Annotated in this window: 22 protein-coding genes and 1 pseudogene; 16 read left to right on the forward strand and 7 right to left on the reverse strand. The window is 39.3% G+C overall.

Features of this window, described 5'->3' with window-relative positions; all coding sequences use genetic code 11:
- Window positions 1–183 precede the first annotated feature (183 nt).
- Window positions 184–345, reverse strand: coding sequence for a hypothetical protein (locus GBI66_RS19470; RefSeq protein WP_004807099.1), 162 nt, complete (start codon window positions 343–345; stop codon window positions 184–186).
- A gap of 515 nt (window positions 346–860) precedes the next feature.
- On the opposite strand from GBI66_RS19470, the gene GBI66_RS12825 reads away from it, so the two are divergent.
- From GBI66_RS12825 to GBI66_RS12835, 3 genes are all read left to right on the forward strand, one after another.
- Entirely contained in the window at window positions 861–1,082 is a 222-nt protein-coding gene (locus GBI66_RS12825) for a hypothetical protein (RefSeq protein WP_005188549.1), read from the forward strand.
- A 117-nt stretch (window positions 1,083–1,199) separates the two neighbouring features.
- Complete coding sequence (locus tag GBI66_RS12830; protein WP_005188552.1) at window positions 1,200–1,409, forward strand: hypothetical protein; 210 nt, start codon at window positions 1,200–1,202, stop codon at window positions 1,407–1,409.
- Window positions 1,410–1,650: 241 nt separating this feature from the next.
- The gene (locus tag GBI66_RS12835; RefSeq protein WP_151716382.1) at window positions 1,651–2,529 is read left to right on the forward strand and encodes a LysR substrate-binding domain-containing protein; all 879 of its coding nucleotides are present in this window, start codon (window positions 1,651–1,653) and stop codon (window positions 2,527–2,529) included.
- 92 nt (window positions 2,530–2,621) lie between these two features.
- On the opposite strand, the gene GBI66_RS12840 is transcribed toward GBI66_RS12835, so the two are convergent.
- Window positions 2,622–3,323 (reverse strand): SDR family oxidoreductase, encoded by a 702-nt coding sequence (locus tag GBI66_RS12840; protein ID WP_151716383.1) that lies wholly within the window; start codon window positions 3,321–3,323, stop codon window positions 2,622–2,624.
- 273 nt (window positions 3,324–3,596) lie between these two features.
- Between GBI66_RS12840 and GBI66_RS12845 the strand changes: the two genes are divergently transcribed.
- The 3 genes from GBI66_RS12845 to GBI66_RS12855 all read left to right on the forward strand — a co-directional run bounded on the left by GBI66_RS12845 (window position 3,597) and on the right by GBI66_RS12855 (window position 6,325).
- Window positions 3,597–3,935 carry a hypothetical protein gene (locus tag GBI66_RS12845; protein ID WP_151716384.1) on the forward strand — a complete coding sequence of 113 codons (339 nt, stop codon included), beginning with the start codon at window positions 3,597–3,599 and terminating at the stop codon, window positions 3,933–3,935.
- Window positions 3,936–4,199: 264 nt separating this feature from the next.
- Complete coding sequence (locus GBI66_RS19850; protein WP_005188562.1) at window positions 4,200–4,400, forward strand: hypothetical protein; 201 nt, start codon at window positions 4,200–4,202, stop codon at window positions 4,398–4,400.
- Window positions 4,401–4,447: 47 nt separating this feature from the next.
- Window positions 4,448–6,325 (forward strand): potassium transporter Kup, encoded by a 1,878-nt coding sequence (locus GBI66_RS12855; protein WP_151716385.1) that lies wholly within the window; start codon window positions 4,448–4,450, stop codon window positions 6,323–6,325.
- A 216-nt stretch (window positions 6,326–6,541) separates the two neighbouring features.
- Here GBI66_RS12855 and GBI66_RS12860 read toward each other — a convergent pair.
- From GBI66_RS12860 to GBI66_RS12870, 3 genes and pseudogenes are all read right to left on the reverse strand, one after another.
- Window positions 6,542–6,980: pseudogene (locus GBI66_RS12860) on the reverse strand (DUF2147 domain-containing protein).
- A gap of 17 nt (window positions 6,981–6,997) precedes the next feature.
- Window positions 6,998–7,951 carry a fumarylacetoacetate hydrolase family protein gene (locus GBI66_RS12865; protein WP_151716386.1) on the reverse strand — a complete coding sequence of 318 codons (954 nt, stop codon included), beginning with the start codon at window positions 7,949–7,951 and terminating at the stop codon, window positions 6,998–7,000.
- 19 nt (window positions 7,952–7,970) lie between these two features.
- On the reverse strand, window positions 7,971–9,050 hold the full coding sequence (locus GBI66_RS12870; protein ID WP_151716387.1) for an amidohydrolase family protein: 1,080 nt from the start codon (window positions 9,048–9,050) through the stop codon (window positions 7,971–7,973).
- A 187-nt stretch (window positions 9,051–9,237) separates the two neighbouring features.
- Between GBI66_RS12870 and GBI66_RS12875 the strand changes: the two genes are divergently transcribed.
- Window positions 9,238–9,702 (forward strand): DUF2147 domain-containing protein, encoded by a 465-nt coding sequence (locus GBI66_RS12875; protein WP_151716388.1) that lies wholly within the window; start codon window positions 9,238–9,240, stop codon window positions 9,700–9,702.
- Window positions 9,703–9,755: 53 nt separating this feature from the next.
- Here GBI66_RS12875 and GBI66_RS12880 read toward each other — a convergent pair whose 3' ends face one another.
- The gene (locus GBI66_RS12880; protein ID WP_151716389.1) at window positions 9,756–11,042 is read right to left on the reverse strand and encodes an OmpP1/FadL family transporter; all 1,287 of its coding nucleotides are present in this window, start codon (window positions 11,040–11,042) and stop codon (window positions 9,756–9,758) included.
- A gap of 220 nt (window positions 11,043–11,262) precedes the next feature.
- On the opposite strand from GBI66_RS12880, the gene GBI66_RS12885 reads away from it, so the two are divergent.
- The 9 genes from GBI66_RS12885 to GBI66_RS12925 all read left to right on the forward strand — a co-directional run bounded on the left by GBI66_RS12885 (window position 11,263) and on the right by GBI66_RS12925 (window position 20,093).
- Window positions 11,263–12,123, forward strand: coding sequence for an alpha/beta fold hydrolase (locus GBI66_RS12885; protein ID WP_151716390.1), 861 nt, complete (start codon window positions 11,263–11,265; stop codon window positions 12,121–12,123).
- Between the two features lie 12 nt (window positions 12,124–12,135).
- Window positions 12,136–13,140, forward strand: a complete 1,005-nt coding sequence (locus tag GBI66_RS12890) for a VOC family protein (RefSeq protein WP_151716391.1) — start codon at window positions 12,136–12,138, stop codon at window positions 13,138–13,140.
- A gap of 17 nt (window positions 13,141–13,157) precedes the next feature.
- Window positions 13,158–14,894 carry a bifunctional 3-(3-hydroxy-phenyl)propionate/3-hydroxycinnamic acid hydroxylase gene (locus GBI66_RS12895; protein WP_151716392.1) on the forward strand — a complete coding sequence of 579 codons (1,737 nt, stop codon included), beginning with the start codon at window positions 13,158–13,160 and terminating at the stop codon, window positions 14,892–14,894.
- Entirely contained in the window at window positions 14,891–15,670 is a 780-nt protein-coding gene (locus GBI66_RS12900) for a 2-keto-4-pentenoate hydratase (RefSeq protein WP_151716393.1), read from the forward strand. Before GBI66_RS12895 ends, GBI66_RS12900 begins: the two co-directional genes overlap by 4 nt.
- Window positions 15,671–15,679: 9 nt before the next feature.
- Window positions 15,680–16,648 carry an acetaldehyde dehydrogenase (acetylating) gene (locus tag GBI66_RS12905; RefSeq protein ID WP_151716394.1) on the forward strand — a complete coding sequence of 323 codons (969 nt, stop codon included), beginning with the start codon at window positions 15,680–15,682 and terminating at the stop codon, window positions 16,646–16,648.
- 3 nt (window positions 16,649–16,651) lie between these two features.
- A complete protein-coding gene (gene dmpG / locus GBI66_RS12910; RefSeq protein ID WP_151716395.1) occupies window positions 16,652–17,680 on the forward strand; it encodes a 4-hydroxy-2-oxovalerate aldolase in 1,029 nt (342 codons plus the stop codon).
- Window positions 17,681–17,684: 4 nt separating this feature from the next.
- Window positions 17,685–18,533: an SDR family oxidoreductase gene (locus GBI66_RS12915; protein WP_151716396.1), complete on the forward strand. Its 849-nt coding sequence runs from the start codon at window positions 17,685–17,687 to the stop codon at window positions 18,531–18,533.
- Between the two features lie 52 nt (window positions 18,534–18,585).
- Window positions 18,586–19,413: a lysophospholipid acyltransferase family protein gene (locus tag GBI66_RS12920; protein WP_151716397.1), complete on the forward strand. Its 828-nt coding sequence runs from the start codon at window positions 18,586–18,588 to the stop codon at window positions 19,411–19,413.
- 65 nt (window positions 19,414–19,478) lie between these two features.
- Complete coding sequence (locus GBI66_RS12925) at window positions 19,479–20,093, forward strand: TetR/AcrR family transcriptional regulator (protein ID WP_005314005.1); 615 nt, start codon at window positions 19,479–19,481, stop codon at window positions 20,091–20,093.
- A gap of 280 nt (window positions 20,094–20,373) precedes the next feature.
- Here GBI66_RS12925 and GBI66_RS12930 read toward each other — a convergent pair whose 3' ends face one another.
- The gene (locus GBI66_RS12930) at window positions 20,374–20,610 is read right to left on the reverse strand and encodes a VF530 family DNA-binding protein (protein ID WP_151716398.1); all 237 of its coding nucleotides are present in this window, start codon (window positions 20,608–20,610) and stop codon (window positions 20,374–20,376) included.
- Window positions 20,611–21,012 lie beyond the last annotated feature (402 nt).

The following is a 21,012-nucleotide window of genomic DNA, read 5'->3' on the forward strand; positions in this document are numbered from 1 at the left end:
TAAAATAGCCCCTCAGATCTGAGAGGCTATTTCTATCTTCTTTAATCAATGAATGAATGCAATTGAGCAACTAGATAAATCAAAGTGATAAAAGTAATGAATAGTACAATAAATCAGTGCACTGATTTATTCTCTATATTAACAGCCCTTAAAGATAAGCTTTAAGACTCTGATAAGAATAAATTATTTGTTATTTGGGTCTGGTTCTTGTGAATCCTCTGGTTTTGAAGAGTCTTCTGGTTTTGGAGTAGGTTGAGGGGTGTTTACCTGAGTATGTTCATTTGCTTGTAATAGTGGTGATTGATCATGGGTCGCTTTTTTAGAAAACTCTTTAAAATCAGACATTTTATCTTCTTTGTTTCGTTATGGAAACCTCATACTACGCTGTTATTTTACTTACACTACAGCAGCTTTAAGAGCGATTTGTAGGGATATGTAGATGAATCAAAGAATATATCTATGAAATATTTCTTAAATAAAATCAAATAAATATTACTTATTGATTGCTATCGCTTAAAAACCATTACCAGACCTCAAGAATTTCAAGGGCAAGTACACAAAGATCACAAATCTTATTTTTTAAATAAATCCAATTACTCAGGTGTGATATTTATTGAAAAGTATTTCTAGCGAAAGCAAAAAAGCTATCTTGTCTGATATGTGCTAATTCGCTCGCAGTCAGTTGAGTAGCTCACTCAATTGCTCAAAGTGGCTGCAGATCAAGCTGGACAATACATTGGGGTAAAAACCAACCAAATATTACCTATTGAAGCTAAGCTAAGACCTAGCCAAAGCTCTACATAAACAGCCCGATAAAGCAGATACATATATGATAAGGTGGACATTCAATCTGAGTGGTGATGATATTGAAATTATGTATTGGTGGTGATTTAGATGGAATGACGGTAGATTTGAATAAAAAAAACTTTAAAGCTGGAGAGATCGACAGTAAAAAATCTTCAGAGTACTTTAAACAGATCTATGTAAAAAACGATAGAGTTTACAGTTTTTGGATCTGTCAGGATTTGAGTGTCGATGAAGTCACAAGCCGAGTTGAAAATATTCTTGGTAAATTAAAGTAAAAGGGAATTAGCGCTTTAAATTGCTACAGACCCTTATAAATTGCTGCCGTTGATAATTTAACGTTTGTATATATGCACAGCTAGGCATACTATGATTGATTAAATTGGAGCATATTGATGCTAAAAGACATTACAATTATTGATTTCCAAGGTAAAGAAAGAAGAGCACAAGCAAGCTACACCGAAGTAAAGACAACTAATACGATTCAATCTACTCGTGCTCAGAGCCCAAAAGTTGAATATATTTTGATAAAGGGTGAGATTATTTACCCTACATTGAATTTGGTTTTTAATAGTTCCGATGGTAATAGCTACTATATCGAGTAAAACAAGACTCGCTTCGGTGAGTTTTTTTAAATATTGTGTCATTGTCCAAATCGGTATATCAAAATTCTTTCTGGAAGATATATAGGTATCATGAGCTTTCGCTTGAAGAATGAGCCAAGTCATAGCAATCTATCACCAACTTTTTTAAATCGTGCTCCTACAATAATCGAATGGTCGAAAATGGCTTGTATACAATTCACAAAAAAATTAGAGTGTAGAAAAACTACTTTCTTATATGTTTATGGTATCTCGTAGAAAACTTCCATCTTTAAATGCCTTACGTGCATTTGAAACAGCGGGGAGAAAGTTAAGTTTTCGTGCTGCTGCTGATGAATTGGGTGTTACCCAAGGTGCGATCGCTCAGCAAGTTCGGGCATTAGAAGAGCATCTCAAGGTGACTCTATTTCAACGACTTCCTCGGGGACTCTCTTTGACGCCTGAAGGAACAAAGTATCTGGTCGATATAACTCGTGCCTTTGATATTCTTGCTGAATCAACAGAATCACTATTAGACCAGCCAGATCGTGTAACTATAAGTGTGACACCAACGATTGCGACCAAAGTATTGATCCCCCGATTAGGTGATTTACATGCAGTACTGCCTGATATAGATCTATGTACACTTGCGACTGAATCGGTATCAGACTTTGACCGTGATCAAGTTGATATCGCCATAAGGCTCACCCAAAAATCATTTCCAGAAAATCTAGAAGCCCAATTATTGTTTCGTCAGGAACTTATTGCTGTAGCAAGTCCAGATTTTATTAAGGATTTAACACTTCCTCTGGAACTTGAACAACTGATTAGTATGCCACTGCTACATGATGCCCATGATCATTGGCCAAATTTTCTAGACACTAACGCGAAATTAGCTGGAGCTGTATTTAATCAAACCGCGCTGGCAATAGATGCGGCTTTGTCTGGGCAAGGAGTGGCTTTAGCATGCCGAGCATTTGTTGATACTGATATTCAATCAGGAAAACTCGTACAAGTAACTTCAGAAACAAAAACTGTTGAGCCAAGTTATTATCTGGTCAGAAAGAAAACCTCGCATCCGAATAACACCATCGGTAAAATTTGGCAGTGGTGTATCGAATATTTAGGTACTGAGCACAAATAAAAAAATGATACTGATCATACTGATGAGATCAGTTTTAATATTAAAGGGATAATATAGATAATTTATCCCTTTAAATTTTTGATTGGATTTTATTAAACAGAGCGAGTTAAACCACCGTCTATTCGGATATTTTGTCCTGTGATATAAGCTGCACCATCAGATGCAAGGAAAGCAACTGTAGCCGCAACCTCTTCTGTTGAACCATACCGTTTCATTGGAACACTGTTAGCACGTTCGTCTGTCTTTGGTAGACTATCAATCCATCCAGGTAAAACATTATTGATCCGAATATTATCAACAGCATATGTATCGGCACAAATCTTGGTAAAAGCAGCCAGTCCCGAACGAGCAACTGCTGAAGTCGGAAATAGTGAACTAGGTTCAAATGTCCAAGCACTGGAAATGTTTACAATCACGCCGTGCTTTTGTTGTTGCATAATCGGAATCACTAAACGAATAGGGCGTACAGCATTGAGAAAATAAGTATCTATACCCTCATGCCAATCTTGATCTGTTAATTCTAAAATTCCTTTACGTGGCCCATGTCCAGCACTGTTGACCAAAACATCTATACGTCCCCAACGAGCAAGCGTTTCATCAATAAGGCGCTGAATATCTCCCATTGATTGATTAGAACCCGTAACACCTAAGCCATTCAGTTGCTTCGCAAGAATTTCACCTTTTCCAGATGAAGATAGAATTGCAACTTTGTATCCATCCGCTGCTAGTTTTTTTGCAACAGCTGCACCCATACCACTTCCTGCGGCTGTAACAATAGCGACTTTTTCAACCATAATTTTTACCCTTAATGTCATTCGGAATACGAAATATTTAACTCATTTTTAAATAATATTAAAGTTCAATAGGGCGCTGGGCAAACGATAAATTTTAGTGAATGCCAGTAGAAAATCTACAGGCTTGACCCGTTAGAAGTTTAAATTACGAACAACTTTTAGAAGTATGTGTAATCCTGAATAGGTGCTGTTACAACATGTATAAATTGCTAGATTCTCTCATAAGATTATTCCAGTATAGATCTAGACATTCGAATTTACAGGACAACGATCATGGCATTGAGACATCGTATATTTTTAAAATATCTCGCTACTTTAGGTTTGGTAGCAAGTTCTGCTGTGAGCAGCGTAACTTTTGGAAGTTCCGAGCAGGCATGGAACAAACATGATCAAGAAATAAAAGCGGCTTGTATAAAAGCCAGCCAACTTAAAAATGTCAAAACAGTGAGCAATGTAATGTTGTTTGATGATCGTGTTGGATATTCAGCACTCCTGATTCAAGGGAAATATCCGCAAGCACATATGAAGAACAAAACAGGGCAAGAGCTTTGTCTATGGAATAAGGCCACGAAGAAAGCTTATTTAACTGAAGCAAATATGAAAGTACAGTAAAGTAGCGATAGAAATAACCAATCCAAAGAACCTTTATTGACCGAGGGAATAAAAAGACTACTCTCATTCAGCTGTAATTTTTTAGTTTAGTTTTTTATGAAGCATGATAGGTCACTTCAAACTGATATCTTTGTATATGACTGTAATAAGAGCCAAAACATTTTGAGTTTAGATGACATAGCCTAAAAATTTACGCAAATTTTACGCGGTCAATTTTTTAAGTTTATTAAAATAGACTTTGCAATCGTTCTTATGGATAGGTTAATGGGTTTCTTTAATACGTCTAATCAAAACAATCGTTTTCATAACCTGCTTCTTAATAAAAAAGACATATTCATGGGGGATCGGGTAGAAGTTCTGATTAAAAAGCATAGCGGCGCGTCGAAAGAAATACAGCAAATTATTGTTCAGATTCTTAAAGAAAGAGGGTATTCTCCACGAGAAATAGAGCATATGCTTAAATAAAATAAATGACCAAAGTTCTGCCCTATAACATTTAAAGAATACCTATTATGCAAAGTACTACGAAAAAAACGGCATTACCTGCCACAGCGTTGGCAGCACTAGGGGTGGTGTTTGGAGATATTGGAACAAGTCCTCTATACGCATTAAAAGAATCCTTTCATGCAGCGCATGGTTTAGGAATTCAGCCTGAAAATGTATTAGGTATTTTGTCCATTATCTTCTGGTGTTTAATGCTGATCATCAGTATTAAATACATCGCGATCGTCATGCGAGCAGACAATAATGGTGAAGGCGGGATCATGGCATTATTGGCCCTAAACCTGCGTAAAGCCAAAATATCCGACACAAAAAAAATCTATCTCATCGCGATTGGTTTTATCGGAGCATCTCTATTCTTTGGTGATGGGATCATTACCCCAGCAATATCAGTACTTTCTGCGGTGGAAGGTTTGTCTATTGCCACCAATGTACTTGATCCTTTTATTCTCCCAATTGCAATCGTCATTGTGACCACATTGTTCCTGATGCAAAAACATGGTACTGCGTTTGTAGGTAAATTTTTTGGGCCGATTACCTTACTCTGGTTCTTGTCTCTAGGTGTTCTGGGTATTACCAGTGTGATACAGACCCCAATTGTACTTGGGATGATTAGTCCTCATTGGGCTATTCAGTTTATCTTTACCCATCCTATTCAGTCTTTCTTTATCATGGGTGCAGTAGTATTAACCGTGACAGGTGGTGAAGCACTGTATGCCGATATGGGGCATTTTGGTCCTCGTCCGATTCGTTTTGGATGGTTCAGTGTCGTGTTACCTTGCTTGGTTTTAAACTATGCAGGACAAGGTGCCTTATTGCTACGTAATCCAGCAGCAATTGAAAACCCATTCTATCTTTTAGTTCCTAGTTGGGCGCTATACCCAATGATTATCTTGGCGACAATGGCAGCAGTAATTGCCTCACAAGCAGTCATTTCTGGAGTTTTCTCCTTAGCGCGCCAAGCGATTCAACTTGGTTATTTGCCAAGATTAAGTATTAAGCATACTTCTGATTCAGAGGAAGGGCAGATCTACGTACCTTTTCTCAATTGGTTGCTATTAATCGCAATTTTGATTTTGATTTTAATCTTTCAAACCAGCTCAAATCTCGCCAGTGCTTATGGTCTAGCTGTAACATTAACTATGCTGTGCGATACAATTTTAGTTGCAGTCTTTATTTACTCTGCTTGGAAATGGAGCTTACCAAAAGTATTTCTTTTAATTATTCCATTCTTTATTCTCGAGTCAGTTTTAGTTGCTGCTGCATCGCTGAAAATGTTCTCAGGCGGTTGGGTACCATTATTAATTGGTGCTGCTGCAATGATTATTCTCATGACCTGGAAGCGAGGACGAGAGCTTACTTTTGCAAAACTTGAGCATGACACTTTATCACTCGATTTATTTCTAAGAAGTATTGGCAATAATGTGCATCGAGTTCCCGGTGATGCGGTATTTTTAACAGGCACGCCAAATGTGGTTCCACATGCGATGCTACATAATATCAAGCACAATAAAGTTTTGCATGAACGCAATATTCTTGTGACGGTTGTGATTGAAGATGTTCCTTTTGTTCCACAAGAAGAACGTATAAGTGTTGAAGCTTTAGATCAGCATTTTTATCGTATTAAGATTTTCTATGGTTTTAAAGACGAGCCCAATGTACCACGTGCACTGGCTCAGGCCTATGAACAATTAGAGTTCGAATATGATTTGATGCAGATTAGTTTCTTTATCTCACGTGAACGTATCATGCATAGTGTTGGGGATGGTATGGCACCTTGGCGGGAACATCTATTCATTTCAATGCAGCGTAATACCAGTCCAGTCAGTGATTTTTATCAAATCCCGACCAACCGCGTTGTGGAGTTGGGTAGCCAGATTGAAATTTAATAGAACGGCTCATTCTAAGATTTTTTCTTAAGTGATGTTGTTTAGAATAGACTTTACGGTGAGTGAGTTTATTAACGAGCCGTCAAGTGCTATGCCAACAAGAAGTAGATTATCTAGGGCGAGTTATCCGCATTTCCGCTAAATGATTTATTATTTTTGAATAAATATATTTTTGGATTGAACAATAACTTCAATCCAAAAATAAAAAAATTCTACTTATTTAACTTTATACCAAGTTTGACTTCGACCAAGTGCAGAAATACCGATATAACCACGACCGCTGAGCTTCTTGCCATCCGGAGAGATGGTTAGCATTAAAGCTATAGGTTTTACCTGTCTTAGGATCTAAGATTGATCCATTTGTATATTTGTTTTCACCTGAACTTTTTAAATTTTTGACGATAGTCAGACCAACTAATGATTTGTTTTGGTAGGCTCCTTCGCACTTGCTACATTTATTCGCTTCACTTGGAACCAGAATTTTTTCGATAGTTGCCGATAGAGCACCATTCTTATCTTCATTAAATCTTACAAGAGCCCTTGGTTGATTGGTTTCATCATCAATTGTTTTCCATACAGTACCATTGAGCTGGTCAGATGCGAATGACTGAACAGGATGAGCAGTAAGTAAACATAAAAACAGATATTTTTTCATAACAATGGATTCTCTACTTAACAAACAGTATGTTTTTGATAGCCTAAATTGATTTTGCCATCACTACTAAAAATATGAGATTCGATCTGATCACCAAATTTTAGATATTGGGAGCGTCGGGACTGGCTTTTGTTAAACAATTGCCATTTGAGCTTCTCAGGTAAAAGTCCTGTCATTTTAATCAGTGTTGCCGATGGCAATCCAAGTGCACAGCCTGATGGCGTACCCGTCATGAGTACATCACCCACTTCAAAGTTGGTAATCTGAGAGAATTCAGTCAGTGTCTCAGCGGGCTTAAACACCAGATTTTCGGTTGAATCTTGCTGACGGACTTCATCATTTACTTTTAGGATAAGTTGTAACTTGTTTAAATAATGCATTTCTGCCTTATTTAATAAACAAAGCACCGGACCAAGCGGACAGAAAGTACGATAGCTTTTGCCTTTGTAAAACTGCATTTGTGGAATCTGGATGTCACGTGCTGAAACATCATTACCAATACAGATACCTGCAATATATTCATGTAAATTTTCTTTAGTGACTATTACACAGCCTTGTGTTTTTTTCCCCAAGACGAGTGTTAACTCAATTTCATAATCTAATAACTCAACATGATTTGGTTTTTCAATCCATCCATTTGGTCCATGAAGCGAGGCCAATGATTTGGTAAAAAACATATTAAATGACTGGGTATCAGGATTGATTCCCGAATCAAGCATATGCTGGCGATAATTCGCACCCTGACATAATATTTGAGATGGATTAGTAATTGGGCTCAGTAATTCCACGTTAGCAAGTAAGTATTTTTCTTTACTTTCTGTTGCCAATTGTGCCAGTTGCAGCTTGCCACATTGAATGATTTCTTGAGTGCTTCCGAAGTCATGTTGAAAGGAAATAATTTCATCATTCTGAATGAGGCCCCAACGTTTTTTTTGTTGGGTATCAATAAAATGAACTATATGTAAAGCCATAAAAAATGTCTCAGCAGTCCTATTTCGCACGCTTTTTTTCAGCAATGGCAATAATTGGCTGGGCCATCCAGCGTTTAAATTTATTACCTAAAGATTCTTGTTGGTAAATTGGGCGTGGACTGGCTTCTTCATTTGCTTTTTTGTATTGAGGGAACAAACTAAGTGCATTTCCTCTTTGAATTTTATAATGATCTGATTCATTAAAAATGCTTAATTCGCCAAGGGTCTGTACTTGCATATGTGACACTGGTGCAGGTGCAAATGGAAAATCACTACCAAATAAAATTCTTTCAGTCCCTACGAGTTCTTTTAATGCTGACATGGCGTAAGGAGATGGTGATAACGCAGTATCAAAATAAAAACGCTTGATGTAGGTCATGATCCCTTGAGGCGCATTTTTATTCATTTCAGTCATTAGGTTGCCTAACGAGACTCGCCATGCAATATAAGGTAGGAAACCGCCTGCATGCGCGAGAATAAACTGGATATCTGGATAGCGTTCCATCACGCCAGAAGTAATTAAATTAACTGCTGCGCGTGTGGTATCAGGTAAAAATTCTAGAATAAATCCAGGCGTAGTCAATCCTAGATTTTCACTGGTCTCATGCAGATTGGGATGAATAAAAACAATCGCTTTACGTTTGTTGAGTTCAAACATGAGTTCTTCAAAGCGACTGTCACCAAGAAAAATACCATTAGTACTTCCCAATAAGACAATGCCATCTGCTTTCAGGACTTCTAATGCATATATTGCTTCAGCACAAGCTTCTTGAGTCAATGGCATTGGGAGAACAGCAAAGAATCCAAACCTGTTTGGAAAGTTTTGACGCATTTCAGCCGTATATTCATTGCATTGACGAGCCAAGCGACATGCTTCTTGTACATCACCAAAATAGACACCTGGAGCGGATAAAGAGACGATTGCAGTCTCAGTGCCGATCTGATCCATAATGTCAATCGATTGTGATGGTGTCCAGACAGGTAAGGGAGCACCTGCGACTTTATCGATGCCTTTATTCAGCATTGCCTCTCTAAAAACTGGAGGAACAATGTGATGATGTACATCAATTCTTCCTTGCTGAAATATTGTATTTGTCATATCTGATCCTCAGCCGAGCTGTTCGTTTTTAGTTGCTAGTATTTCTAGACAACAAAATATCAATATGCTTATATTAGATCAATAGTGGTTAAAATTGAACAATTGTGTTTAATTTTTTGTATTATTTTAATTGCGAATACGTTTAGTTTTTTGAAAAGATAATTTTAACGAGCGGGGGAAAACGTTTATGAAATCAATAGGGATCATTTTTATCCAGATTTTTCTATTCAATATTTTTATAGCAAATACATGGGCTCAAGATATTACGGGGGTATGGAAGGCGATTGATGATAAAAGTGGTTACGCTAGGGCAAAGGTGAATATTTATAAAAGCAATGAAGGGCAATACGAAGGAAGAATTGAGGAGATATATCCGTTGCCTGGTCACAGTACAGCATTTACGGATAAATGTTTTCGCTGTAAAGGTGATCTAAAAGATACCCCTCTGAAAGGAATGAAGATTCTGTATGGATTCAAAAAAAATATGAATAGACCAGATGAGTACCATGATGGTCATGTGATTGATCCGATGAGTGGTAATATTTATAAAGGTAAAATTAAAATCAATGGCAATGCTACAAGAATGATTTTACGAGGTTATATTGGTACTTCAGCCTTAGGACGAAGTCAGGTTTGGATGAAAGTGGACTAAAATTTGATGGCCCAAGCCAACATGATCTTATGATGTCGACTTGGGCTATGTGATTAAAATTTATAATTTAACTGAAGTGAAAAAATATCTGCGTCAGTGTCAAAAGAACCAGTGAGTGTTTGCATCGTTGGTTTACCTGCTACAACAGTTGGACTTTCAATTGTTGCTTCATTTGCAAAAATATGTGAGTAGCCAACATCCATACTTAGGTTTTTACTTACTTGAAAGCCTGCACCCAATGAAAGCCAAATGCGATCGGTATCAGGAAAACGAACTGTTCGATCAGAAGATGACTCAACCACAGATTGATCATAAGCCATACCGAATCGGAGTTGTGTTGACGGTGTAATTTGATAGAGAACGCCGATACTTGATCTTAAACCATCTTTAAAGTTAAGTTGTTCTTCGTATACAACGGCATTATTATTTGGATTTACTGAACTAAAAGCAGGAAGAACAGACCAATCATACCAAGTGAGTTCTGCAAGCGCAGTCCATTGTGGCGTAAAATGATAGGCGCCTGCCAAGCTCGCACTTTGTGGCATTTTAATCTCGACGGTCGCTGGATTAACCAATTTTGCAGCTGGTGTTGTGACGGTGAGAGAACCATCCAGTTTTAAACTTGTTTCAGAACGATACGTCAAACCAAGATCTAACTTATCCGTTGGTCGTAAGAATATCCCTATATTTCCAGCCCAGCCATCTCCATCTCCTTTCAATTCACCTTGAGCATCACCTAAGTAAAGAGGTGGATTCGTATTGATCAGCGGTGCCGCTTTTCTGGTGAGCGTAGCATCAAAATCAAGATAATTTAGCCCCAAACCAATCATAAGTTGAGGATTGATCTCAAACGCCAATGAGGTATTGATATTCACTCCAGTGACTTCAGTTTTAAGACCTTGATATCGCCCAACAAAATCTTCGTTCCATTCTCCTTTGTTTCCGTATAACGGAGACACACTCATCCCCACAGCAAAAGGTTGCTCACTTCGATACACATATTGAGCACTAGGCACGGCAAATTTTCGTTCAATACTGGCTTCTACACTCCCAGTTGGAACGATGGGTGAAATTGATGTGTTTTTTTCCCCTTTAAAATCCGTTTGTGCATCAACATATGATGCTGAACCTGATAAGTAATGGCCTGAACTTAAACCCATCATCGCAGCTGGGTTATAGGCGACCACACTCGCATTTTGTGCAAGCGCTGATGAACCGGCAAAAGCATAGCCAACGCCAGCGGCAGTCTGAGTATCGACAAAAACACCAGATGCGTAAGTTAAAGAAACAGGGCTTAAAGCAATAAGAAATATGAATTTTGATTTAAGTGGTCCGATCACAACAGTATCCTTAAAATTTACATGAATATAAAATATTAAACAAAAGTGTTCAAAAAGCAATTACTATGTAAAAATTATATTTTTTAGGGTTTTTAACGAATAATTTTTTATAAAAATTATATCTGACTGAAATATATAGATTTTAATTAAATGAACAAATATTGATTAATTTGAACAGTTATGTTCAAATTGATTGTATAAAGTATTTGAGAAAGAAAAAATGACGAACACTCATACATTGACATCCCAAGTGGTGAAATTTGGTCAGAGACAGATTTTCTTAAGTGAACAGGGTGAAGGTTTCCCGATTCTTATGTTGCATGGTGGTGGTCCAGGTGCTTCAGGGCTATCTAACTACTCCAAGAATATTGACGCATTGGCAGAAAAATATCGCGTTCTCATCCCAGATATGCAGGGTTATGGGCAGTCTTCAAAGGGAGTGAATCGTGATGATCCGTTTGGAGATTTAGCAGATGCAATGTTGGGCTTATTGGATCAATTAAAAATCAAGCAAGTCCATATTATTGGCAATTCTCTTGGTGGTGCATGTGGCTTACGCATGGCACTAGAACATCCAGAGCGAGTTGCAAGCTTGATTCTTATGGGACCGGGCGGAATTAATACCACCAAAGGTCTACCGACTAAAGGTTTGAACTGCTTATTAAATTACTACGGTGGCAAAGGACCGAGTATGGATAAGCTCAGGACCTTTATCCGTGAATACTTGGTCTTTGATGGCAGTCAGGTGCCTGAAAGTGTCATCCGTGAACGCTTCCAAGCCAGTATTGATCCAGACGTGGTTGCAGCACCGCCATTAAGACGACCTACAGGATTGAAAGGTGCTATTCGCATGGACTTCACCCGTGATTCACGACTTAAAAAATGCAAAGTTCCAACCTTGGTGGTTTGGGGGGCGAATGATTTAGTGAACCGTCCGAGTGGTGCACTGACCTTGCAGAAAATCATGCCGAATTGTGATGTTTATTTATTTGCCAACACAGGGCATTGGGTGCAGTGGGAAAGAGCGGATGAATTTAATCAACTCAGTCTAGATTTCTTTGCTAGACAAGCCATCGTTTGAAAAGGTGAGCATATGAATAGCATCACAATAGATCAGGATGTTTTTGGTTCAGTCCGTATGGCTTATGCAGTGATTGAATCAAACAAACTAAAACAGTGGAAAGAGTTCCTGCAACAGGGTTTAGGACTGCATTTTAACGATGAAGAACAGTCCATGAATGAACTTAGCTTTCGTATGGATCATCATGCCAAACGCTTGATGGTACAAAAAGGTAGCACAGAAGATTTTATTGCACTGGGCTGGCAGGTTAAAGATCAAAAAACGCTAGACATTATTCTTGGTCGCTTGGCTGAACGTGATATTGCCGTTGAGAAAAGTACGCAGGCTGAGGCTGAGCAAAGAGGAGTAAAGCAATTCTGGCGCATCATGGGACCTAAAAAACAGAATATCGAGCTGTTTGTTGAGGCCAACTTGAGTGATGAACCCTTAAATATGTTGACCTCAAGCTTTGTGACTGGTGATGCAGGAATGGGACATGTGGCGATTACCTCACGAAAGCCTTTGAAGATGCAGCGGTTTTGGCAGGAAATCTTTGATGCAAGACTGAGTGACCAGATTGAGCAAGTCATTAGTGGTGTAACACTAGATGTAACTTTCTTACGTCTAAATGAACGTCATCATTCAGTTGCGATCGCTACGACCAGAGAAGTCGCTCTAGATCCAATTCGCACTAAAGTGCAACACATGAATCTACAAGGTGCTTCTTTAGATGACTTATCCAATGCCTTTCAACGATGTAAGCAGCTTGGTTATGAAATGGCGCATGAGATTGGGCAGCATCCAAATGACAAGGAATTGTCATTTTATGTGATTAGTCCATCAGGTTTTGAAATTGAGTTTGGCTGGGCTCCATTGGTTGTAGATGAAAGCACATGGAAACCGACCAAGTATTTTGCAATCAGTTCTTGGGGACACAAGCCCGAGAATCCAGGCAAGCTCTATATGCTTTCAACCAATTTAAATAATTTGAAACAGGGAATCTCAACAGTGATTCATCCTGAATATTCACCCATCTAGTTTTAGAGGTTCTAAACATGACAGGTCAGAAAATTAAAAAAACGATATCACAAAATGTAGATGTGGTTATTGCAGGTCTAGGACCAACTGGATTGGTGTTGGCTCATATTTTAGGCAAACGTGGACACCAAGTATTGGTGTTGGAACGTGAACCTGTGTTTTATGGCAATGCTCGTGCTGTGTATACCGATGACGAATGTATGCGTATTTTTCAGTCGATTGATATGGCGGAAGAACTGCAAAAAGATATGCTCTTGGATACGCCTGTACAACTGGTTCGTCCAGATGGAACCGTGATTGCACAATACAAGCCGCTCAAACGTCCATTCGGTTGGTCGGTGGTGAATTTCTATTATCAGCCTTATTTGGAAACTTCTTTAACCAATGCTTTAGCCAAATATCCAAATGTTCAAATTTTGCGTGGACGAGAGCTGATTAATTTTAGTCAAGATGCAGACAGTGTGACTGTGATGCATCAGGCAACACAAGTCTATCGTTTTAGTGATGAGACTGATGTTAAAACTGAAGTGCAGGGGGATAATGACGTCCAACAAGTTATCGCACGTTATTTGGTCGGCGCTGATGGTGGGCGTAGTACTGTTCGTGCCAAGCTTGGTATTGAAATGTCAGGGAAAAACTTCCCAGAGCCATGGCTGGTTGTGGATCTAAAACAGAAAGATCGAAATAAGGGCTTACGTCATCTACCGTATTTTAATTTTGTAGTTGATCCAGATCTACCAGTGGTGAGCTGTGTACAGCCAGATGGATTCCATCGCTTTGAGTTTATGCTGAAAAAAGGTCAAACCAAAGAATATATGGAACAACCTGAAACAGTACGTATGTTGTTATCCAAATTTGTCAATCCTGATGACTTTGAAGTAAAACGTAAACTGGTCTATACCTTCAATGCCTTGGTTGCTAATCAATGGCGAGATAAACGTGTGCTTCTGGCAGGTGATGCTGCTCACATGACTCCACAATTTATGGGGCAAGGCGCAAGCTCAGGGATCCGTGATGCAGGTAATTTAGGCTGGAAACTCAGTGCGGTACTCAATGGTCAAGCTGGAGACAAATTATTAGATAGCTATGAAAGTGAGCGTCATGATCATGCCAAAGCAATGATCCAGGGTTCTGTCTTATTAAAAGACCTTGTTTCAATGACCAATCCAGTAGTTGGAAAAATTCGTGATGGCGTTATTAAAGGGGTTCTTGCAACTCCTAAACTCAAAGAGTGGGGACAAGAAGGTGGCTTTAAACCAAAACCTGTCTACACGAAAGGTCAGTATTTTGGCTTAGCGCGTCAGCATCGTTCAAGCCCAGAAGGTAGTCTTGCACCACAGCCTATAGTCAGAGGCTTTGATGGCAAACAAACTTTACTGGATTCCTTGCTAGGTAATGGCTATGCCTTAATTGGATTAAGTGTAGACCCAACACAAGGTATGTCTGAAACATTTAAGCAGTTTCTAAAACAGTTGGGGTGTCAGTTTATTACGCTTTATCCGTATGCTGAACGCCCACAAGCACATACCGCACGGAACTTGAACCCTGATGTATTGGAAGTAGAAGATATCGAGGGCAATATGGTGAACTGGTTAATAAAGAGTGGGCAAGATAAACCTGTTGCTTTATTACGACCTGATCGATTTACCTTTGCCGTTTCCAGACACGTGGAAATCAATGCAGTCATTCAACAGTTACAAAAGCAATTAGAACTTGGTCAGAGAACCACGCATTACAATGAGGTGAGCGCATGAGTATACATTTACATGCAGCAGCAGAAGCCCTCAGACAGGCGCGTGAATCTGGTCAAACAATTGCACCAATTACTCAGAGTTATCAAGTCTCTGGATTGGATGAAGCTTATACAGTGGCACAAATTAATACGGAATATAAGCTGAGCCAAGGCTCAAGAATTATCGGGAAGAAAGTAGGTTTAACCTCCAAAGCGGTTCAACAACAGCTTGGTGTGGATCAACCTGATTTTGGAATCTTATTTGATGATATGGAATATCTAGATGGCGACAGTATTCCCGTCAGTCAATTGTTGCAACCTAAAATTGAGGCAGAGATTGCTTTTATTCTTGGGCGTGATCTTATTGGCCCAATACCATCGTGGGGTGAGTTCATTTCTGCATTGGCCTATGCCTTACCCGCTTTAGAGATTGTAGATAGCGCGATTCATAACTGGAAAATCACGCTGGAAGATACGGTAGCCGATAACGCTTCTTGTGGTTTGTTCGTTCTTGGAAATCAGCCAATCGAAATAGGTAGCTTAAATCTAGCAAAAGTAAAAATGGAACTTGAACACAATAAAGTTGTGGCATCAAAAGGTAATGGAGCGGCGTGTTTAGGTCATCCATTAAAAGCTGCTTGGTGGTTGGCCCGTACCATGTGTGAAAAAGGGATTGGTTTAAAAGCGGGTGAGGTCATTTTATCTGGTGCGCTAGGACCAATGGTCAATGTCAAAGCAGGTGATAGCGTGACTGCCTATATTGGCCGTTTAGGTTCTGTCAGTTGCCAGTTGGTATAGGTGGAGAACATGAATAATCAATCAAAAAATAAAATCAAGGCTGCAATTATTGGTAGCGGCAATATTGGCAGCGACCTCATGATCAAAATGTTACGTTATGGTGAGCATCTTGAAATTGCCGTAATGGTCGGTATCGACCCTGAATCAGATGGTTTAGCCCGTGCCAAACGCATGAATGTTGCCACTACCCATCAGGGTGTACAAGGACTAATAGATTTACCTGAATTTAAAGACATTGATATTGTATTTGATGCAACCTCTGCTGGGGCACATATCAAAAATGATGCCTTATTAAGACAACATAAGCCGAATATTCGTATGGTGGATTTAACCCCTGCGGCAATTGGTCCTTATTGCGTTCCTGTGGTGAATCTGGAACAACACATTGACCAGCCCAATGTAAACATGGTGACTTGTGGTGGACAGGCGACTATTCCAATGGTTGCTGCAGTCTCGAAAATTGCTAAAGTTCATTATGCTGAAATTGTGGCGTCTATTTCCAGTAAATCGGCAGGGCCAGGCACACGAGCAAATATTGATGAATTTACCGAAACCACATCAAAGGCACTGGAAACAGTTGGTGGTGCAACAAAAGGCAAGGCGATTATTGTTCTCAATCCAGCCGAACCGCCATTATTGATGCGTGATACGGTGTATGTGCTGTCTGAAGCTGCGGATCAGGCTACGGTTGAAGCCTCGGTTGAACAGATGGTGGCTGAGGTTCAAAAATATGTTGCTGGCTATCGCTTAAAACAAAAAGTCCAGTTTGAGGTAATCCCTGAATCTGCCCCACTCAATATTGCAGGATTAGGGAAATTTTCTGGGCTAAAAACCAGTGTGTTTTTAGAAGTTGAGGGCGCTGCGCATTACCTACCTGCCTATGCCGGAAATCTGGATATTATGACTTCGGCAGCGTTGGCAACAGGTGAGAAAATGGCGGCATCGCTCCAGTCACAACGTGCATCGGATGAGGGCTAAGCGATGGATAAGATCAAAAAATTATATATTTCCGATGTGACTTTGCGTGATGGCAGTCATGCAGTCCGCCATCAATACTCCATTCAAAATGTGCAAGAAATTGCCAAAGCGTTAGATGAAGCAAGAGTAGACAGTATTGAAATTGCGCATGGTGATGGATTACAGGGTTCAAGCTTCAATTATGGTTTTGGCGCACATATAGATCTGGAATGGATTGAGGCCGCTGCGGATGTACTCAACCATGCAAAAATTGCGACTTTATTACTACCTGGTATTGGTACCATCCACGATCTTAAAGCTGCTTATAAAGCAGGTGCCCGAGTTGTTCGTGTTGCGACACATTGTACAGAAGCTGATATTTCCAAACAGCATATTGAGTATGCCCGAGAGTTGGGTATGGATACCGTGGGCTTCCTGATGATGAGCCACATGACCACACCTAAAGCGTTGGCACAACAGGGTAAACTGATGGAATCTTACGGTGCGCAATGTATCTATGTCGTGGATTCGGGTGGTGCAATGTCCATGAATGATATTCGTGCACGCTTCAGAGCGATGAAAGATGTTCTAAAGCCTGAAACACAAACAGGAATACATGCGCACCATAATTTAAGTTTAGGTGTTGCGAACTCTATTGTTGCTGTTGAAGAAGGCTGTGACCGTATTGATGCCAGCCTTGCGGGTATGGGGGCTGGTGCTGGCAATGCTCCGTTGGAAGTTTTCATTGCTGCTGCTGAACGTTTAGGTTGGCATCATGGTACTGATTTATTTACGTTGATGAATGCTGCCGATGAATTAGTGAGACCATTGCAAGATCGCCCAGTACGTGTAGATCGTGAAACACTTGCATTAGGGTATGCGGGGGTATATTCAAGTTTCTTGCGTCATGCCGAGATAGCTTCTAAACGTTACGGTCTAAATACCGTTGATATTTTAGTGGAACTGGGTCGTCGTCGTATGGTGGGTGGACAGGAAGATATGATTGTCGATGTCGCTTTAGACCTTCTAAAAAAACAGCAACAGGCAGGATAACCACATGAGCCAATTCAAATTAAATGGCAAAGTCGCTTTAATTACAGGTGCAAACTCAGGTATAGGCGCAGTCACTGCAAGAGAATTAGCACTACAAGGCTATCATGTCTTTTTAGCGTGTCGCTCTCAAAAGAAAGCACAAGCTGTACTTCAAGAAATCCAAAGTCTTAGTTTTGGGCGAGCAAAGGCGGAATTTATAGAGTTAGATCTAGCTGATTTAGACTCTGTACGTCAGTGTGCGGCACAATTTCTTTCCAGAAACTTAGCCTTGCATTTGTTCATTGCCAATGCTGGCTTGGCTGGTCAAAAAGGTATGACACAATCGGGCTTTGAACTCACTTTCGGTGTTTGCCATGTCGGACATTTTCTCCTTACCCAATTGCTCACTGAAAAATTGATTGAATCAAAACCTGCACGCGTGATTGTGGTTGCAAGTAAGGCACATCGACATGCGCAGGGTATTGATTTCAATACAGTATTGAAATCAACCAAAAGTATGGGTGGTTTAAAAGAATATGCAACAGCCAAACTTGCCAATATCTTGTTTGCAAAAGAATTGGGACGCCGTTTGTACGGTACGGGGGTCACCACCTATGCCATTCATCCGGGTATTGTTTCAACCAATGTATGGCGAGGTTTGCCCCAACCCTTAGTTAAGCTCATTAGTCGCTTTATGATTAGCCCCGAGGAAGGTGCGAAAACAACACTTTATTGTGCTAACCAACCGCAGCTTGCTAGCGATACGGGGTTCTATTACGAAGATTGTAAGGTCAAAGTTTCTTCGCAAGCTGCTCAGAATATTAATTTAGCCAGTGAGCTGTGGGAAAAAAGCCTAACTTGGGCAAAACAATAAACTAAGTTTTAAGAATACAGGGACGTCTTCTTAATTTGATGAGGAGAATAAAATGGACAACTTTGTACCCCCAAAAGAAAACTATGGCAAATGGGGACGTGATTTAGAACGTTGGTATTTTGATCCAATCTTTTTAAACTCGGATCAACTCAATATGTCAAAACCTGCATTGTTTGTTGGAAATCATACCTTGTATGGTCTTTTGGATGTGCCATTGTTTGTTGAACATATACGGGAGCAACATGGTATTCACTTACGATCTTTAGGGGATCGTATGCATTTTCATATTCCAGTATGGAAAGACATACTCACAAAAGGTGGTATGGTCTTAGGTTCGCCAGAAAACTGTCATACCCTGATGGAGAGTGGGCAGTCAATCATTGTATTTCCAGGTGGCGCACGTGAAGTTATGCGTAGGAAAGGGGAAAAGTATCAGTTGATCTGGAAAAAACGTACTGGCTTTGCACGTCTAGCAATAGAACATGGTTACGATATTATTCCATTTGCTTCTGTTGGAGCAGATGACTGCTTTGATATTGTGATAGATGCTAATGATATTCAACAAAATACAACTGCGCAGAAATTTCTTAAAACATTTAATTTGAATGATAAATTAAGAGGCGGGGATATTCTGCCTCCAATTCCTACTGGATTAGGATATTTACCGATTCCCAAGCCACAACGTTTTTACTTTAGTTTTGGAGAACGAATATCTACTTTGAATGTTGCGGACGATGAGCAAGGTATATGGCATATTCGTGAGCAAGTTGCGCAATCCATTGAAAAGCAAATCTCAGAACTAAAAAACTATAGATCAACCGATAAAAAGCAGAATTGGAGCTGGTTACGTAAGAAACTCACAAAAAGTTTTGATGAATAGTATAATTTGTATAATAATAGTCAAAATTGTTCAAATAAAGCATTCTTGTTCAAAAGGTTTAAATTGTGCGTTTATCTTCATCACAGCAAAGAATTCATAAAACAGCATTAAAACTTTTTGCTGAAAAAGGTTCTACGAATATTAGTATAAGTGAGCTCGCTTCAGCTTCTGGTGTGGCTCGTGGCACTATTTATAATAATCAGCTAGATCCTGATACTTTGTTTGAAGACATTGCATCTCAGCTCGCTGAAGAGATGAATGCACGTGTTATTAAAACACTAGGAAATGAATCAGATTCGGCTATCCGTCTTGCGACAGGCATTCGTATGTATGTTCGTAGAGCGCATGAAGAGTCCGATTGGGGACGGTTTATATGCCGCTTTGCTTTCAGTTCAAAATCACTAATGGCCTTATGGTCAAGTAGTGATTCACCATTGCCAGATGTAATGGCTGGTTTAGACAGTAAGCGATATACATTCCGTGAGGATCAACTACTTTCCATTATGTCTTTGATCGCCGGCTCTGTTTTAACATCTATTTTTCTTGTATTAGAAGGACATAAAACTTGGAGAGATGCAGGTACTGAAATTGCTGAGTTATTGCTATACGCAATGGGTGTAGATCGTGATGAAGCCTATGAGATTGCAAGAAGGGAATTACCACCTTTATTAGAACTATAACCATTGCGCTAAAAATCAAAAGTCTATCATCAGATAACATTTTAGATATAAAAAGCCCATATTACTTAATCATGGGCTTCTTTAATGCAAAAACACTTTGGGTGAAAACCATCTGAGAAAAATCGCCACTAAACCAAAATTAAAATAATAAATTCAATAACTTAACACTCAAATATTAGCATCCATTTTAGCCACTCCAGATGATTATCAAAAATGCTTTTTTAATAAAATAGCTGATATAAGAAATAACACAGCGCATGGGTACTATGATCAATGATAACTACGATTTCTGTTTGGCTTTTTGGCGTAAGACATATAAATATAAGTTTTCTACTTTTTCACGTGCCCATGGTGTGGTACGTAAGAATCGCAATGATGATTTAACACTTGGATCTATACAAAAACATCTAATTTCAATTTTACGACTTAAGCCTTCAAAGCCATCGTAGTAATCCAGTAATTCATCCAAAATATCAGCAAGTTTTTTACCGTGTAGAGGGTCATTGGAGGCGTTCATAATAGATCAACCATATTTTGGGAGACCATCATTATAACCTGAGCTCGTTGAAAAATGAGAGGGTTAGCATTTAAGCGTAATTAACATAGAGAATTACAGCTTATCTTCCTATTGATGTGTGCTGAAATAGCAGGCGACATTCACTTGGTTGATTCTAGGCAGCCGACTTGTAAAAATCTTCTGCCATTTATGGAATGAGAACTCGAAGTCAGCAACATGAATCTCTACGATCATAATTCACGTTGCTGAGCTTATGGCAACAAGCAGTAGTGTGTAGCGTGCCGTTCTTTGAATCCTTTACATAACTTATGTTTACCTAAAATCTAGTTTATAAGTTATTTTTAGAATATGTTCATTAATTTCAATATCTTAAATAAAAATAATGGTAATTTATTCAAATCC

This window comes from Acinetobacter sp. TUM15071 (assembly GCF_008980925.1).
Lineage (GTDB): Bacteria > Pseudomonadota > Gammaproteobacteria > Pseudomonadales > Moraxellaceae > Acinetobacter > Acinetobacter dispersus.